The organism is Pseudarthrobacter sp. NBSH8, assembly GCF_014217545.1.
In the GTDB taxonomy this organism is placed as follows: Bacteria; Actinomycetota; Actinomycetes; order Actinomycetales; family Micrococcaceae; genus Arthrobacter.
Genome location: NZ_CP043178.1, coordinates 36,626 through 53,437 on the forward strand (window position 1 = coordinate 36,626; position 16,812 = coordinate 53,437).

General features: G+C 63.0%; 9 protein-coding genes. 4 read left to right on the top strand and 5 right to left on the bottom strand.

The genetic code is table 11. The annotated features are described in order from the left end of the window. Positions 1-1,353 precede the first annotated feature (1,353 nt). Positions 1,354-2,010 (bottom strand): flavin reductase family protein, encoded by a 657-nt coding sequence (locus FYJ92_RS00170; RefSeq protein ID WP_185262074.1) that lies wholly within the window; start codon positions 2,008-2,010, stop codon positions 1,354-1,356. 25 nt (positions 2,011-2,035) lie between these two features. Beyond that, entirely contained in the window at positions 2,036-3,457 is a 1,422-nt protein-coding gene (locus FYJ92_RS00175) for a cytosine permease (RefSeq protein ID WP_185262075.1), read from the bottom strand. A gap of 182 nt (positions 3,458-3,639) precedes the next feature. Here FYJ92_RS00175 and FYJ92_RS00180 point away from each other — a divergent pair, with 182 nt between their 5' ends. Next, positions 3,640-4,314: a GntR family transcriptional regulator gene (locus FYJ92_RS00180; RefSeq protein WP_185262076.1), complete on the top strand. Its 675-nt coding sequence runs from the start codon at positions 3,640-3,642 to the stop codon at positions 4,312-4,314. Positions 4,315-4,488: 174 nt separating this feature from the next. Here the strand turns inward: FYJ92_RS00180 and FYJ92_RS00185 are convergent, their stop codons facing one another. Further along, the gene (locus FYJ92_RS00185) at positions 4,489-5,055 is read right to left on the bottom strand and encodes a recombinase family protein (RefSeq protein ID WP_185262077.1); all 567 of its coding nucleotides are present in this window, start codon (positions 5,053-5,055) and stop codon (positions 4,489-4,491) included. Between the two features lie 754 nt (positions 5,056-5,809). Between FYJ92_RS00185 and FYJ92_RS00190 the strand changes: the two genes are divergently transcribed. Further along, positions 5,810-7,189, top strand: a complete 1,380-nt coding sequence (locus FYJ92_RS00190; RefSeq protein WP_185262078.1) for an MFS transporter — start codon at positions 5,810-5,812, stop codon at positions 7,187-7,189. A 316-nt stretch (positions 7,190-7,505) separates the two neighbouring features. Next, positions 7,506-9,665, top strand: a complete 2,160-nt coding sequence (locus FYJ92_RS00195) for an amylo-alpha-1,6-glucosidase (RefSeq protein WP_185262079.1) — start codon at positions 7,506-7,508, stop codon at positions 9,663-9,665. Between the two features lie 290 nt (positions 9,666-9,955). Here FYJ92_RS00195 and FYJ92_RS00200 read toward each other — a convergent pair whose 3' ends face one another. Both FYJ92_RS00200 and FYJ92_RS00205 read right to left on the bottom strand, forming a co-directional pair. Further along, a complete protein-coding gene (locus FYJ92_RS00200) occupies positions 9,956-11,320 on the bottom strand; it encodes an MFS transporter (protein WP_185262080.1) in 1,365 nt (454 codons plus the stop codon). Positions 11,321-11,452: 132 nt separating this feature from the next. Then, complete coding sequence (locus FYJ92_RS00205; RefSeq protein WP_185262081.1) at positions 11,453-15,319, bottom strand: hydantoinase B/oxoprolinase family protein; 3,867 nt, start codon at positions 15,317-15,319, stop codon at positions 11,453-11,455. Between the two features lie 477 nt (positions 15,320-15,796). Here FYJ92_RS00205 and FYJ92_RS00210 point away from each other — a divergent pair, with 477 nt between their 5' ends. Beyond that, complete coding sequence (locus FYJ92_RS00210; protein WP_185262082.1) at positions 15,797-16,576, top strand: N-carbamoylsarcosine amidohydrolase; 780 nt, start codon at positions 15,797-15,799, stop codon at positions 16,574-16,576. Positions 16,577-16,812 lie beyond the last annotated feature (236 nt).

Sequence of the window (16,812 nt, forward strand, 5' to 3'; positions counted from 1 at the left end):
CACCGTCGAGCTGGCACTTCTCGCCCGGGCCCAGAATGCTATCGGGCACGTACCCGATCCGCGGACCCGCCACTGAGTCCTTGCCAAGCCAAAGCCGTCAGGTTGAAACCTAAGACTTTCGTTGTGCTCATGCCAATGAATACGAGCTTGAGCCCTACTCTGACGGTGTTTGAATGACTGCCTGACGTCAGTTTGGGGTGTACTTTAGTTTGACGTTTCAAGCGGACGCCGTTTAGCCTCGAGTCTCACCAGACAGGTACTCTGGTGGGCTTGGCTTGGACGTCGAGCCACTCAAATTAGGCTGGCCGCGATCTGCTGCATGACTGTGTTGTCGGCGTGGGTGGTGGCGTCGCTGGGACGCGGCCAACGATCCGCAGATCCGTGGACGAGTCACCGCCGAACGCAGAGAGAGCACACCTCCCAGCAGAGCAAGGGCCATGGGTCGAGGGGCAGCCAAGGCCAGGAAAACCCGCGTAGGGGAAGCAGTTGGTGCAGTGAGAGCGAAGAACGGCGCTGCTCGCTAATTCCAAAACGAGATAAAGAAGGGTGGTCGCCTATTAGGTGACCACCCCTTCTTTGCGGAGCGGCTGCCCACGTTACGGCGGGGGAGGAGTTAGCTCTTAGGAATGGAGGTTTGAACCCAACTTGTCTCGTCACATTCCCGGATCTCACCGAACGGTAATGATGGATCCAGTTCCACCATGAACTCATGATGCCCTCGGCGTGTCACTAGGATCCCTGATCCTTGGCCGGCGGCGCTCTTCGCTTGTGCCTGTGCAACCGCCCGGTCGAGTTGGTCTTGCATATCCGTGGGAGACGTGGGGTAGATGATGGAAACGAGTTCGGTCACTTGGTGGTCTTTCCTTGGATCGGGATCAGTCGGTCTCGGGCCCGTTGCAGTATGGGCAGTCCTCGGGGCATGGGGCGCATACGGGTGGGAATTCATCGAACGAGCGGTAGGCCTCGGCCGTGGCTGTTCTGTCCAGAATCGTGTGTGTGGGTTGTACGACGAGTCCGGGCAATGCCGGTCCGGCGGGCGAAGGCTCTTCGCGTCGGGCACTGGGTGAAGACTGTAGCGAAGGCACTGCCAGCCCAGTGCCTGCAGATGGGAGGAAGGGCAGCCCGCAAATGTACTCGTTTGGAGTTTCGGGGGCCAGTTTCATTCTTTTCATCGTGTTCCTGGGTTCTGTCTTAACACTCGCGGGGGTGAAGGTGGGAGGAGGCAAAGGTGGGGGCAGCTCCCCGGCCACCCGCGCCGCCGGTTGGACGCAAGGCTTGTGCACGATTTTCTGGACCCCTGCGCGGGTTTGGGTATCGAGTGGTAAACCCGCGCAGGGTGGTCAGGGAACCTGCTTAGGCGGGTTGTCCTGCGAGGCCGGCCATTTCGTCGGCGTCGGAGCACGGAACTTTCATTTCGAAGGTGTCGGTGATGACGGTGTAGTCGTAGTAGCCCATCCGGGCGATGGGCTTCACTTTCGCGATGTCGATCCGTCCGTCGGGTGTGAGGGATTTCTCGTCCAGGTGGATTCTTTCGACGGTGGCGTAGACGATGTCGATGCTTCCAACGGTGGAGTTGCCGGGGAGTCTGTGGGTGGAGAGGTATCGGCATTCGAAGTGAAACGGGCTTTCGGCGACCATGGGTGTGTTTGAGAGGTCGGCCTTCCGTTTGGTGACTTGAAGGCGGTCGAATTCGTTTTCTCCTGGGGGGATGGCCATGGCGCTGGTGTTGACTGCGTCGCGGAGGTCCCAGGTGGCCATGTTCCAGACGAACCAGCCGGTTTCTTCGGCGTTGATGACGGTGTCCTTGCGGCGTCCGTCGGGGTATTGGTTGGCGGCAAACATGACCATTGGGGGGTCGAAGGTGAGGTTTTGCCATTGGCTGTAAGGGGCGATGTTCTCTATGCCGTCTTTGCTGATGCTGGAGAGCCAGCCGATGGGACGGGGGACTGTGAGGCTTTTGAACGGGGCGTAGGGGAGTGGGCTTTTTTCGAGGCTGGGATCGTATTTCAAGGGGGCTCCTGCGTGGCGATGTACGTCAGATGTGGGGGTGGATCATGGCGGCAGCATCCTGCTTGCCGTCAAGGGGCGGGTTTGTGGAGTAGGTGGGCGTTTTGCGGACCGGAGTGAGCAGGTAGTAGAGGCCGCCGGAGACGACCAGGCCGATCAACCAGGCGATTTCGGCGCCGCCAAGCCATTCCGCGATCGGGCCGACGTACAGGGGGCTGTTCATGAAGGGGATCTGGATGAGGATTCCGGCGGCGTAGGCGCCGATGGCGATCCAGTTGATGCGGCCGTATTCGCCGTCGGGCTGGAAGAGGGCTTCGACGTTGTACTTCTCTTTCCGCACGAAGTAGAAGTCGACGAGGTTGATCGCTGACCACGGTGTCATGAAGTAGAGCAGAAACAGAAGAAAGTTGGTGAAGGCGCCCAGGAAATTATCGGTGGCGGCGAGGGCGATGCTGAGGGCTGCCGCGGAGATCAGGACGATGTAGAGCGTACGGGCTTTGCCGGTGATGAGTTCACGTCGGGTGATTGCTGTGATGATGGTGGCCAGGGACATGAATCCGCCGTAGGTGCTGAGGGTGTTGCCGGTGAGTTTTCCGCAGATTACAGCGAGCAGAACCAGCCACGCGAACTGGGCGCCCAGGTTCGCAAGGTAGCCGACCTGGTTAGTGTTGAAGCTTTGGCCGCCGATCGCGGCCCCAAGTGCTCCAAGAATCATGGCGAGCGAGCCACCCAGGACGCTTCCGGCGAACGTCCAGCCCATCGTCGCCCCTTGTGAGGTGTTGGCCGGCAGGTAGCGGGAGTAGTCGGCGATATAGGGTCCGAAGGTGAGCTGCCAGGACGCTGCCAGGGAGATGCCCAGGACGAACGGACCGATGGCGAAGTCTGTCTGCTGCATCAGGGCGCCGGCGTCCGGGGCGGTGAGGACGCGGATAAAGAGCACCACGAACACGGCCGCGCTCAACGCTGTGGCGATCTTGGAAAACTTGTGGATGTAGCGGTAACCGAAGATGGCAAGGGTGGTGGAGAGCAGCGCGAAGATCGCGGATCCGACCTGGACCGGGACGTTGAGAAGGTCCCCGATCGCCTGGCCGCCGAGGACAAGGCCCGTGGCGTAGAACCCGAGGTAGATGATCAGCGAAAGTACGAGCGGCAGGATAGCGCCGTAGTAGCCGAATTGGGCCCGGCTCTGGATCATCTGCGGGACACCGAGCTTGGGGCCTTGCGCGGAGTGCAGGGCTGTGACGGCACCGCCAAGGATGTTCCCGATGATCACTGCCGGGATGGCCCATAGGGCCGAGTTCCCGAGGATGACAAACAGCGCTCCAGTCACCACCGCAGTGATGGAGGTGTTCGCGGCAAACCACACAAAGAAGAGGCTTCGAGCCACCCCGTGGCGCTCAGCGTCGGGGATGTAATCGATGGCGCGGTGTTCAATACGCGAGGATTTCATGGCTTCCTTCGTCGAAGAGGTGCAGTGGCAGCGTAAGCCGTTACGGTCATCATTGACCGACATGCAACCGATATACCGGTAACATATGCCCTAGGATGTGGTTAGGTCAAGGCTTCTTTTCATTGCCCGATGAACAGTGAGGTGCCGGGGCCAGTGGACGGCCCGGTGGGAGGAGTAACGATATGGCGGAAAAAGGCAAGGCCGACGGTGCTTACGACGCGATTGAGCGGATGATCATCTTCCAGGAAATTACACCAGGGTCCTTAGTCTCGGAGTCAATGCTTACTGCTTCCACCGGGTTCGGCCGGACCCCGGTGCGTGAGGCTCTGCAGCGTCTCGCACGGGAGGGAATGGTTCAGATACACCCCAGCAAGGGGGTTCTGGTCCCGGCGGCTTCGGTGGATACCCAGCTTCGTCTCCTTGAACTGCGCCGGGTACTGGAGTCCCTGGCTGTGGGGCTTGCCTGTGACCGGGCCCTCCACGAGCACCGGAAGAACATGGCCGCCATGGTGGACCGGCTCAAAAAGGAGCAATTCACGCTAGGCAGCTACCTGGAAACTGTGAAGGAGACTCACCACCTGATTGTCGGTGCCGCCGCCAACGAGTATCTCGCCGATGCCCTGGCGCCGGCGCAGGCCCTCTCAAGGCGCTTCTGGATCGCCCACATGCGAGACGAGGAGCACCAGATCTCTCTTGGATCCGCGCTTCACTCGAAAATACTGGAAGCGATTCTCGCCAGAGACGAGTCAGCGGCCAAGGCCGCCTCCCAGGCTCTCAATGACTATCTGGTGGACTTTGCCTACGCTGTCCTTGGTCATCAAAGGCCGCTACGGAACAAGGATTCATCTGCCGCCTGATTGATGACAGTTCCGGTGGGATGGGACCGATCGGGGGCGGCCAACGTCGCGTTCCTCCCGACGGAAGTCCTCGCAACCACTTCTACCCCCGTACGTTGAATGCCGATATGGACCTTCCGTCAAGCTACGGCCGCGGCGGCTACGGCACAACGATTGCGTCGGCCGGGGAGCGGTTCACTCCAGCTTGGCATGGGGCAGGTACTGATAAACCGTCTCGCGGCTGATCCCATAATCACGGGCAAGAACAGCTTTCGGAGCACCGCTGCCGGCGCGCTGAACCAGCTCGGCCGCCCGTTCCGGCGTGAGGGTCTTTTTCCGCCCTTTATAGGCGCCGCGCTGCTTGGCCAATGCGATACCTTCCGGCTGCCGCTCCCTAATGAGGGAGCGTTCAAATTCAGCGAAGGCCCCCATAACGGACAGCATGAGGTTGGCCATGGGGGAGTCCTCCCCGGTGAAGACCAGGCTCTCTTTGACGAATTCCACCCGCACCCCTTTGCGTGTGAGGCCCTGGACGAGCGCACGTAAGTCGTCGAGGTTGCGGGCGAGGCGGTCCATGCTGTGCACCACGACGGTGTCCCCGTCGCGGGCGAACCGCAGTAATTCCGTAAGTTCCGGTCTGGTGGTGTCCCTACCCGAGGCCTTGTCCGTGAAGACCCGGTCCAGGACCTGGCCATCGAGCTGGCGCTTCTCGTTCTGGTCCAGCGTGCTCACGCGCACATACCCGATCCTCTGTCCGGCCACTGCCGTTCCAACCCTTCGCTGTGAAGTTGAGTTCCAGACCCGTCCTACAAGGAAGTCAATACCCCTGCCGCCCGTCGTCAGATTGGGGTGTTCTCTAACTGGACGTGAACTTGGCATGCGAACCAAAGGCTTCCGGACTTGCAGCTTCGTCTGCTCACGGAGCTGTTCGCCACAACTTTGATCTGAGCGGTCCTACACCGTTGTTGAGAACGCTCGAAATAGAATATGCCGCGTACAAGTAATCGCCGCGGCCGCTACGGATCTGGCGGCCGTGGCCCGCCAGGGGCTCGATTCGCATCGGCTTGGTACAACGACTGTCCTGGCTTGTGGTCTCCGTGCTGACCTTTGTTACGGGCTAGGGAGACATCGGAGCACCCAGCCAACGCGCCTTTCCAGGTTGGCCCCCCGTGTTCCGGTTTGAGGGTCTTTTGTGCCCTTTGCAGGCCCTGCGCTGCTTGGCCAGGGCGATTCCCTCCGCGGGCGTTCCCTCACGAAGCTTGAGACTGCCATGGGGAGTCCTTCCCGGAAGGGCAGGGGGGCACCACTCGCGAATTGCTGACCTACGTGCAGTGTCTCCGAAAGTCTCTCGTCTGGCAGGAGAATTTGTAATAACCCTTGACTTGTTGCTACTGCAGGAAATAAGTTGTTGTATGACCAACGGTGATCTGGATCATACGTGCGATGCATTGCCCCAGTGGCTAGGCTGAAGTGAAGCACCTCGCGGTCTTGGCACCATCCCCTGAATGGAGACAACATGGAACGCGATCTTGCAGATAATTCCCTGGAGAAGGTGAGTCCGGAGCGCCTGCGTAAGGTGGTGCGGGCCTCTTTTGCTGGAACCGTGGTGGAGTGGTTCGACTTTGCTATCTACGGCTACATGGCAACCCACATTGCCGCCACCTTCTTCGCATCCAAGGATCCGGTAACGGGTCTGCTGGAGACATTCGCCGTGTTCGCTGTCGCGTTCGCGCTCCGGCCCTTGGGCGGCATCTTCTTCGGACGCCTGGGCGACCGTCTTGGACGCAAAAAGATCCTGGTGCTGACCGTCCTGCTCATGTCCGGGTCAACGGCCGCAATCGGGCTCATCCCAAGCCATGAGACGATCGGCATCTGGGCCGCCGTCCTGCTGGTGCTTGCCCGGTGTTTGCAGGGCTTTTCCGCCGGCGGCGAATACGCCGGCGCCACCATCTACGTCGTCGAGCACAGCCCCGACAACCACAGGGCCCGCTACTCGTCCGCCATGTCCGCGGCGACGTTCTCCTCGTTCGCCCTCGCCGCTGGACTCGGCGCGCTGCTCAGCTTCATCCTGCCGGCCGCCGCCATGGGTGATTGGGGCTGGCGCATCCTCTTCCTGCTGTCAATACCGATGGGCCTGATCGCCTTCTACATTCGCGCAAAACTCCACGAATCTCCCGAGTTCCAAGCGATGATCGATGATTCCGCCGCCCGGCCCGCCCCGTCTTTGGGAGTCGTCTTCCGTACCCAGTGGCCTGCGATGCTGCGGCTGGGTGGGTTCGTGATGCTCACGGCGCTCTCCTTTTACATTTACTCCACGTACATGTCGACCTTCCTGATCAAAGTGGTCGGCCTGCCCCCGCACCTTGCCCTGTTCTCGAGCTTGATCTCGCTGACCCTTGCGACGGCGCTGACCCCCGTCATGGGGCGTGTCTCGGATCGCATAGGGCGTCGCCGCACCATGCAGACCGCCGCCGGTCTCCTGGCCATCCTCACCATTCCGGCGTACATGATCGCCGAGCAGGGAACGTTCGCTACCGCCGTTGTCAGCCAACTGCTCATTGGACTCGGTGCGGTGACCGCTAATGTGGTGACCTCGGTCCTGATGTCGGAAATGTTCTCGACCGACGTGCGCTTCGCGGCATCTGGCACCTGCTACAACATCACCTACGCCATCTTCGGCGGCACCGCACCTTTCGTGGCAACGTGGCTTGTCGCGGGGACCGGATACTCGCTGTCCCCGGCGATCTACGTCTCAGTCATCGCCGTCGCATCCTTCCTTGTCGCCACGTTCCTCATACCTGAGACCGCAGGACGGCCTCTGCGCCGTTACCACGACGACCCCGTGCCAGCAGAGCCTGCCCACGTCGTGGCCTCAAAAGCGGTGACCGGGGCCTGAGGCCCCGGGGCAGTAAATTTGGTCGGCCGTTGTCCGGACCTGTGTAGGTCCGGACAGCGGCCGGCCAATGCCTCGGCCGATCGCGATGGAACAGAGCCGCCGGTGGATGAAAGGGACGGTTTGGGGACACCTGGCCTGCTCATTGCCGCCTTCCTCATCGCCGCCTTGTTCAACTCTTTCGTGACCCTTAGAACCTGCTCTGGCAACGGTGAACCGACGGGGGTAGCGTTCGAATAGAACGACGGCCGCGGTCGCAGCCTGACCAGTACCGGCACGCTGGCCGTATGGTGGTGCCAATCCGTTCAAGGAGCCGGAAATGGCTGGATGGAATGCCGATACGGCGGCCGGGCCGCTGGGCGCCGGGACAATCACGTTGGTGGAAGGTTCATCCTTCTGCATCTCGCTGCCGAACGGGGACATCCAACCCGAGCTGCCGCACGGGGTCTTCTTCCAGGACACGCGAATCCTGTCCCGCTGGATCCTGACCGTCAACGGCCAGGTGCTGGAGCCGTTGGCGGCGGAACCCAAGGAACCTTACCGGGCGTTGTTTGCGGGCCGTGTTGCCCGTTCTGACGGGTATGCGGACAGCCCGCTGCTTGTCGAGCGGCTGCGCGAGGTGGGTGTCGGCATTACAGAGGAGATTACGGTCTGGAACTACTCGCTGGATCCGGTCGAATGCGTGGTCTCGCTCAGCGTCGAAGCGGATTTCGCCGATCTGTTCGAGGTCAAGGAGGCGCGCATCCTCCGGCACTGGGACGAAACCCGGCAGCCGGACGCAGGTTCGCTGACGATCAGGGGCACTTGGCAGGATGCCCGCAAGGGGATCGTCATCAACGCGGACGGCGCCGACCACGTGGGGGCGGACGCCCTGACATATCGCACAGTTGTCCCGCCGCACGGCCACTGGAGCACCGTGCTTAGCGTGATGCCTGCCGTGGACGGAACCGACCCGGCGGCACCGTTTGTTCATCCGGCACCGGGCGATATCTCTCCCCGGGACCGGCGCCGGATGGAGTGGGTGGCCAGGATTCCGGTGCTGCAGATGGGCAACCGTTCGATCGAACGCACCCTGCAGCGCAGCTACGACGATCTGGGCGCGCTCAGGATCGAAGACCCCGAGTATCCGGACCGGGTGGTGGTCGCCGCCGGGGCGCCATGGTTCATGACCCTGTTCGGCCGCGACTCACTCTGGGCCTCGGAAATGGCGCTTCCGGTAGACCCGTCCCTGGCCCTGGGCACGCTGCAGACGCTTGCCGACCGCCAGGGCCGGGTGCTGGACCCGATGAGCGAGGAGGAGCCGGGTAAGATCCTGCACGAGGTCCGGCTCGGTGTCTCCAGCGGACTGTCCTTGGGCGGCAAGCCGGAATATTATGGCAGCGTCGATGCGACCCCGCTGTTTGTGAGTGTGCTCGGGGCCGTCAGCCGCTGGGGGTTTGCCAAGGAGACCATAGCCGCCCTGCTGCCCAACGCGGATCGAGCACTGGACTGGATCCGGGACTACGGGGACCGCGATGGCGACGGCTTCGTCGAATATGAACGCCTTAATGATCGGGGGCTGATCAACCAAGGCTGGAAGGATTCCTGGGACGGGATCAACTTCGCCGACGGTACCTTGGCAGAGCCGCCGATCGCCCTGTGCGAGGTCCAAGCCTACGTCTACTCGGCGTACATGGCGCGTGCGTGGATGGCCTACGACGCCGGCGACACGGCCGTCGGTGACGAGCTTACCGACCGGGCGGCAGAGCTGAAAAAACGGTTCAACGAACAGTTCTGGCTGCCCGATCGCGGGTACTACGCGATCGCGTTGGATAAGGACAAGCGCCCGGTGGATGCCTGTGCCTCTAATATGGGCCACTGCCTCTGGTTCGGTCTGGTGGATGAGGACAAGGCACCGCTGGTAGCCGAGAAGCTGATGTCCCCGCAGATGTTCTCCGGTTGGGGCGTTCGCACCCTGGCTACCGACATGGGGGCTTACAACCCTGCGAGCTACCATAACGGCTCGGTCTGGCCGCACGACAACGCAATTATTGCGGCCGGCCTGGTGCGCCATGGTTTCGTGGAAGAAGCGCAGCAAATCGCCACGGCCCTGCTTGAGGCCGCCCAGTACTCGGAGGGCCGGTTGCCCGAGCTCTTCTGCGGCTTCGACCGGGAACGGTTCACCCAGCCCGTGCCGTATCCCACGGCGTGTTCGCCGCAGGCCTGGGCCGCGACCGCGCCGATCCTGCTGGTGACAAGCCTGATGCGCTATGACGCGCATGTATCCCGTGGCGGTCTGTGGCTGGACCCGGTACTGCCGGAGGCCTACGGCGACCTGCACATCACCAATGCACCCATGGCCGGCGGCCGGATTACCATCGATATTTCCGGGTCCACCGTCGCCGTCCAAGGGCTGCCCGAGGGCATGGTGCTGCACCGCGGGCACCGGCCGTGGATGACCGAGCTGGTGGAGCAGGCCAAGCTGCGCAAGGAAGCTTAGCCGGACGAGCTGGCCCGTCAGCGCTCTTCGGCGACCTCGGCATGCCAGCTCCTGCTCACCCCATGCGGGGGAAACGGTGCAGCAGCAAACCCGTTGGACCGGTAGATGCGGGGGTGCGTTCATGGATCAGGCGGTGTCAGCGCCAGTGCTTGAGGGCGGTGAGGATCTCGCTGTGGGTGGTTCACTCGATAAGGGAACCTGCCTTATTAAGGTCATCGGCACGGCGGGAGCTCTCTGGTGTCAGGAGTTCCCGCCGTGCGGATGGTGTTTGTGGTGCGGGTTGGTCCCTGTCAGTCCGTGCGGACCTTGCTGGGGTCCACGTTCCGGGCGGCAAAGATGAGCAGGCCGGAGGCAAGGATGGGGAGGACGCCCCACCATAGGGTGGCGTTGATCCATCCGGCTCCGGAGGCGAGGGCGGCGGTGATGAGCAGGCCGCCGATGATCGCTCCGACCTGGCCGGAGGCGTTGATGATGGAGGCGCCCGTTGCCCGGGTGTGGACGGGGAAGCTTTCGCCGGTGAAGAACAGCAGGGCGGAGAAGGGTCCGATGAGGAAGAACAGCCCGGCGCTGTACAGCGCGATGATGAGCGGGAAGTTCCCGTTCGGTGCCTGGAGCATGGTGAAGAAGGAGGCGGCGCACAGGATCCAGCCGATCCCGATCGCGTTGCGGCGCCCGATCCGGTCGCCGAGCCAGCCATGGAACAGGTAGCCGGCGAAGGCCGTGGCATTGGAGATGATGAGGACCAGCAGGGCGTTGTCGAACTCGATGTTCTTGCCGTCCGCTGCGGTAAGCAGCGACGTGCCGAGGATCGCGAATGCAAGGACGCCGAGCCAGTTCAGGAGGAAGGCCCCGCCAATCGTCAGGGTGGACCGCAGCGACTCCCCACGGAAGACCGAGACGAGTGGGCTGGCTTTCTCCGAGACGTCGATTCCGTATTTCTCCCCGAGTTGCTGTGCCTCTTCCACCCGGCCGTCCTTGATCATCTTGTCGATCTGGTGACGGTGGGCGAACTGGGGGCTCTCCTTGAGCCAACGTCCGGCGAGGACGATGAAGATGGCGGGGAGGGCGGCCACGACGAAGCAGAGCGCCCACCCGCCGATGGGGAACAGCAGGTAGACAGACCCGGCAGCCAGGACGGAGCCCACCGGCCAGCCCGACTGGACGAGCGAGTAGATGAGACCGCGGCGGCGGGCCTTGGCGGGATCGCTCTGGTGGGCAAACATTTCGTTGAGGTAGGCCGCGTTGATGGCCTGCTCGGCGTAGCCGAGGCCGGCCAGTGAACGCACGAGGACCAGGAAGACGAGTCCAAGGCCGGCAGCGAGGCCGACAACCCAGCCGACAGTGGCGGTCAGCAGGGAGGCGACGGCGGCACCGACGACGGCGATCAGGATGCCCTTGCGGCGGCCGATCCGGTCGACGATCGGGCCGATCGCGAAGGCCACGAGGGCAGTGCCGGCGGTGACCCAGGTATTGATCCCCGTGGACTGGGCCGCGCTCCAGCCCAGGTCTGCGGCCAGCACCGGCAGGAGGTTGCCAAACAGGACGAAGTCATAGACGGCGAAGGTCCAGGCGAAGAAGCATATCCAGGTGGCCAGCCGGACGTCTTTGGGGGTGACGTCTGACTCGACGAATCTGGAGAGTGGGGCAGTGGACATGGCGGTTCCTAATTCACGGGGATGGGTGGGTGGTGTGATGAGGATGTAATGAGTACTGAAAGAGGGGACGGTCTGCAGGCCAGACTCGCAAACCTGGCCTGCAGACGCCCCCTCAATGCAGGTGTTCGTAGATCAGCTGACGGTGCTGAGTTCGGAAACCGGGATCTCACGGCGTCCGGCGGTGGCCTCCAGGTCGACCGTGAGCTGGCCGTTGACCTCCTTGAGGACCACGCCGTAGTCCCGGTCGGCTGCCTCGGCAGTCGTGAAACCGTCCAGCACGTCCTCGAGGACCTTCAGCGGGTCCCGCTTGTGCGGGTCACCGAAGCCGCCACCGCTGGGCACGGTGATCTGCAGGGAGTCACCGGCCAGCAGTTGACGTCCGGTGACCTTGGACGGCCAGGACTCCTCGCCCGCCCGGCCGACGTTCTTCACCAGCGAGCCGTTGAGGCCCTCATGACCGCCGAAGGCGCCCCACGGAACGTCCGACTCGTGGCGTTCCCCCTCGCAGGTGATCGCGGTGTCGGTCAGGAACGTGTTCTCCCGGACGATGCCGATGCCGCCGCGGAACTCGCCGGCCGCCCCCGGCTCGGAACGCAGTTCGTAACGGTCCGTTCGCATCGGGAACCGCCACTCGAGCTCCTCGATCGGGTTGTTGCGGGTGTTGGCGATGAGGTTGTCCACTGAGTCCGGCCCGTCGCTGGCCGCGCGGCCACCGTAGGCGCCCTCGTTGACCTCGAGGTAGACCCAGTACTCGCCCTGTTTCTCGTCCCATCCTGAGTAGGAAATGAAGTGGATGTGGGCGGAGTTGCCGGCGGTGACGCGCTCGGGGATGACCGGGGCGAGTGCCCGCAGCGCCAGGTCGACCGCGCGCTGTACCTGGGAGAACCGCGAGAAGGTCGCCGCCGGGTACGTCGGGTTGAAGATGGTGCCCTCCGGGGCGATGACCTTCAGCGGCTTGAGCATGCCCTCGTTCTGGGGCACAAACACCGGGAAGGCGACCTCGTCCAGGAATATCATCCGGGTGATGAACGTGAACGCCGAGACGGTGGTGCCCTCGAAGGCGCAGTTATAAGCGGTGGGCACCTGTTCGGAGGATCCGGTGAGATCGTACGTAATCTCGTCGCCCTCGATGATTACCTTCACGACGATCGGCAGCTTCTTGCCGTAGTTGCGTCCGTCGTCATCCAGGTAGCCGACCTCGGTCTCGTAGACGCCGTCGGGGATCTTGGCGATCTCCTGGCGCAGCATCCGCTCCGAGTAGTCGATCCAGCTCTGGCCGGCTTCGCGGACCGCGCCGAAGCCGTACCGCTCGATGAGGGCGGTGTAGCGGGTTTTGGCCAGCTCGCAGGCGGCGATCATCGCCTGGAAGTCGCCTTCGTTGGAGGTGGGTGTCCGGGTGTTGTTGAGGATGTGCCGGATCAGCGATTCCTGGCGGACGCCTTTCTCGGAAATCTTCACTGCCCGGAAAATGGTGCCTTCGGACTGGATGTCCTGGATGTCAACCATCAGCCCGGAGTACGCCCCGCCGTTGTCGATCAGCTGGCCGGAGGCGCCGGCGAAGCCGACGAGTTCCCCGTCGTGGAAGATCGGTTCGATAATCGCCACGTCGGGGGAGTGCGTGGCGCCCAGGTACGGGTCGTTGTGCAGGATGATGTCACCGTCGTGGATGTCATCGCCCAGGACCGAGATCACGCCCTTGACGATCTTGGGCATGGAACCCATGAACATTGGTGTGGAGTCGGACTCGGCCAGCACGTTGCCGTCCTTGTCGAACAGACCCGCACCAAGGTCCTCGGACTCGCGGATGATCGAGGAGTAGGCCATGCGGAACAGCACCGAGGCCATTTCCTTGGCTGCGGAGTTCAGGGCGCCGCCAATCACGCGCATCAGGATCGGAGTGGCCAGTTTCTCGGCGCTCTGGGCGGCGGCCGGGCAGTCGACGACGAGGTTGCCGGCCGGGTCCACCGTTCCGGAGAATCCCGGCGGAATGACTGTGGTGGAGTCGTACTGCTCGATGATCGCGGGGCCGGTGAAGGTGGTTCCCACGCCCATCCTGTCGCGGTCATAGAAGCCGGTATCCAAGGTGACCGGCTTGCCATCCTGTTCGAAGGTCACCGGGCGGGTTTCGACCAGGGCGTCCTTGAGGGAACCGGACTTGATCGCTTCCGGCGTAGGCAGGTCATCCATCAGGGCGCTGGCCTCGACACGGATGTTGATGACCTCCACGGTGCCGTTCTTGAAGCGGTGGCCGTACTCCTCGAAGTGGGCGTCGTGGAAGGCTGCCTCGGCCTTTTCCAGCCATGCCTGGTTGACCGGTCCGGCGGGGGCGGTGAAGCGGATCTCGTATCCCTGGCCCTCGTAGCGGGCGTCCGCGAGCCATTCGAGCTTGCGGCGTTCGGCCGGGACGTCCTCGGCATCGAGCTGGGCGTTGGCCTCGCGCTTGAGCTGTTCATAGGAGCCCTGGATAGCGGCGGTGTCCGCGCTGGCGAAGGTGAACCTTCGGGTCGCGACGAACTCGTACTTCTCGTCTGTGGCCAGCAGGCCGGTGGCGGCCATGATGCCGGGGTGGGCCGGGATCAGTACCTTCGGGACCTCCAGCTCCGCGGCGATCTCGCAGGCGAACAGTGCCCCGGCACCGCCGGCGGCGACGAGGGTGAAGTCACGCGGGTCGTAGCCGCGGCGAACAGAGTTCTGCTCGATCGCCTGGGTCATGCCGAACTTCTGGATCTGCAGCGCGCCGAGGGCTGCCTGATCCACGGACATGCTGAGCTTTTCTGCCAGACCTTCCATGGCTTTTCGGGCGCCCTCGAGATCCATGTCCATTCCTGAGCCTGCCAGGACGCGGTCAGGGCGCATGCGGCCCAGCAGCACCTGGGCGTCAGTTGATGTCGGCTCCGTACCGCCGCGGCCGTAGCAAACCGGTCCAGGGACGGCGCCGGCCGACTGGGGACCGACGCGGAAGACCCCGCCGGCGTCAACGTAGGCGATGGAGCCGCCGCCGGCACCAATGGTGTCGATGTCCACCATGGGGACCATGGCCTGGTGATCGCCGATCTTGGTATCCAGCAGGTGGCGCATGCGCAGTTCACCCTGGTACGCCACACCGATGTCGGCCGAAGTACCACCGATGTCCAGGGTGACGACGTTCTCGAAGCCGGACTGGCGACCGGCCCACATGCCGCCGATCAGACCGCCGACCGGTCCTGACATCATCAGGGTGACGGGCCGCTTGGCGGCTTCCTTGATCGGAACCATGCCGCCGGAGGACTGCATCAGCAGGATCTCCCGCTTGTATCCCAATCCTTCGGCCTGCTCCTGCAGGCGGTAGAGGTATTTCGAGACCCGGGGCCCGACATAGGCATTTAGCGCTGTGGTGGAGAATCGCTCATACTCCCGGTACAGGGGCACGATTTCGCTGGACAGGGACAGGTAGGCCTCGGGGAATTCTTCCGCGACGATCTCCCCGATCCGCTTCTCGTGGGCCGGGTTCAGATAAGAGTGCAGCAGGCAGACCGCGATGGCCTCAACTCCGGCCGCCTTTAGCTCGAGGACGCGCTCACGGACCTCGTCCTCGTTCAGGGCAACCAGCACGTCGCCGTTCGGAGCAGTGATGCGCTCCTTGACCGTGAGCCGATGACGGCGCTTGATCAAGGGCTTGGTCTGCCACGGCAGCTCCTGCTGCAACGAGAAGTTGTACGGCTTCTTGTGACGGGCGATGTGCAGGATGTCCCGGAAACCCTCGGTGGTGATCATCCCCACCTCCGCACCTGTGTGCGTCAGCGCGGTGTTCGTGGCAACCGTGGTCCCGTGCACCAGCTGGTCGATCTCCGCAAGCGAGACACCGGCCTTCTCACAGAGCTTGATGATGCCGTTGATCACGGCCTCAGACGGGTCGTGCGGGGTGGACGGAACCTTCTCCACAACGGCGATGCGCTGGGCGTCGTCCGAGAAATACAAGTCGGTGAATGTACCGCCGACGTCTACTCCGATGCGCTTCATACTGGGATCCTTTCGAAAGTTTGGTTCAGGACTGGTTGAAGGGAAAGGCGGGGGGCCTCTTTGCCTGGCCCGCTCTCACACTCTGGATTGGAGCTAGTCCACTGGGCCGGGGTTCCGGTCCCGCAATCCGATGTGCTGTAGCTCACATCTTTGCGTTGCTTAGAAAGCAATTTAGTTCCTTTATGAACAACATGCAATGGTTCATCGCTCTTTTTTCAGACGCCCCTCCGTCTACAGCCTTGGGTGCTGCGAGTGGTCAAAGGTTGACCTCACTCGCTCGTGGATAGATCGCCTTGCTCCGAGTTCGATGCTTTCAGAAGGCGCAGGCCCCAAGATCCCTTGGCCCGCGGGGCCTGGAAGCGAATTCCGGCAACCTCAAGAAAAGGGTTGTGCGTTGCGCAAACAGCAACTACTGTGATGGGACAGCAACAACATGCGGCCAGGAAAAGCCAGGTCCCAAAGAGAGTGGAGAGAACCATGACAGCAGAGACAGAGACGTTCAACGACATCGAAGCCCGTCTGGCAGCAGTGCTGGAGGAGGCGTTCGAAGCAGGCACGGACATCTACAACGAGCGAGGCTTCAAGCGTCGGATCGGCTACGGCAACCGCCCCGCCGTCATCCACATCGACCTCGCCAACGCTTGGACCCGTCCGGGCCACCCTTTCAGCTGCCCGGGAATGGAGACGATCATCCCGAACGTCCAGCGGATCAACGAGGCCGCGCGCGCCAAGGGTGTCCCGGTCTTCTACACCACGAACGTGTACCGCAACCGCGACGCCACCTCCGGGACGAACGACATGGGTCTGTGGTACTCGAAGATCCCCACGGAGACCCTTCCGGCGGATTCCTACTGGGCGCAGATTGACGACCGCATTGCGCCCGCGGAGGGCGAGGTCGTGATCGAGAAGAATCGCGCCTCGGCGTTCCCGGGGACGAACCTCGAGCTCTTCCTGACCTCCAACCGCATTGACACCCTGATCGTGACCGGCGCGACCGCGGCCGGGTGCGTGCGCCACACCGTCGAGGACGCGATCGCAAAGGGCTTCCGCCCGATCATCGCCCGGGAGACCATCGGCGACCGCGTCCCGGGCGTCGTGCAGTGGAACCTCTACGACATTGACAACAAGTTCGGTGACGTGGAGTCCACGGATTCGGTGGTGGAGTACCTGAACCGCCTCCCGCAGTTCGAGGACACGGTCCCGAAGACCCTCTCGGATCCCCAGCCGGAGGTGGCGGCCCCTGCGGATCCGGCCTGAGCCGCACCATACTCTCGGAGCCCCGCTACCCGGCATCCCCAGGCCGACCCGACGACAGCCGGCACCCCTCAGCGGGTGCCGGCTGTCGTCGGGTCGGGCCGGGCTGCGGTGATGAGTGCGTTTCTTAAACACGGCAGTTGCCAAGGATCCCGCTATGCCGATCCAACACTTGTCGAGCCGCTGGAGAACGTCATCCAGTACCTCAACAACCTGCCCAACTTCGCTGACACTGATCC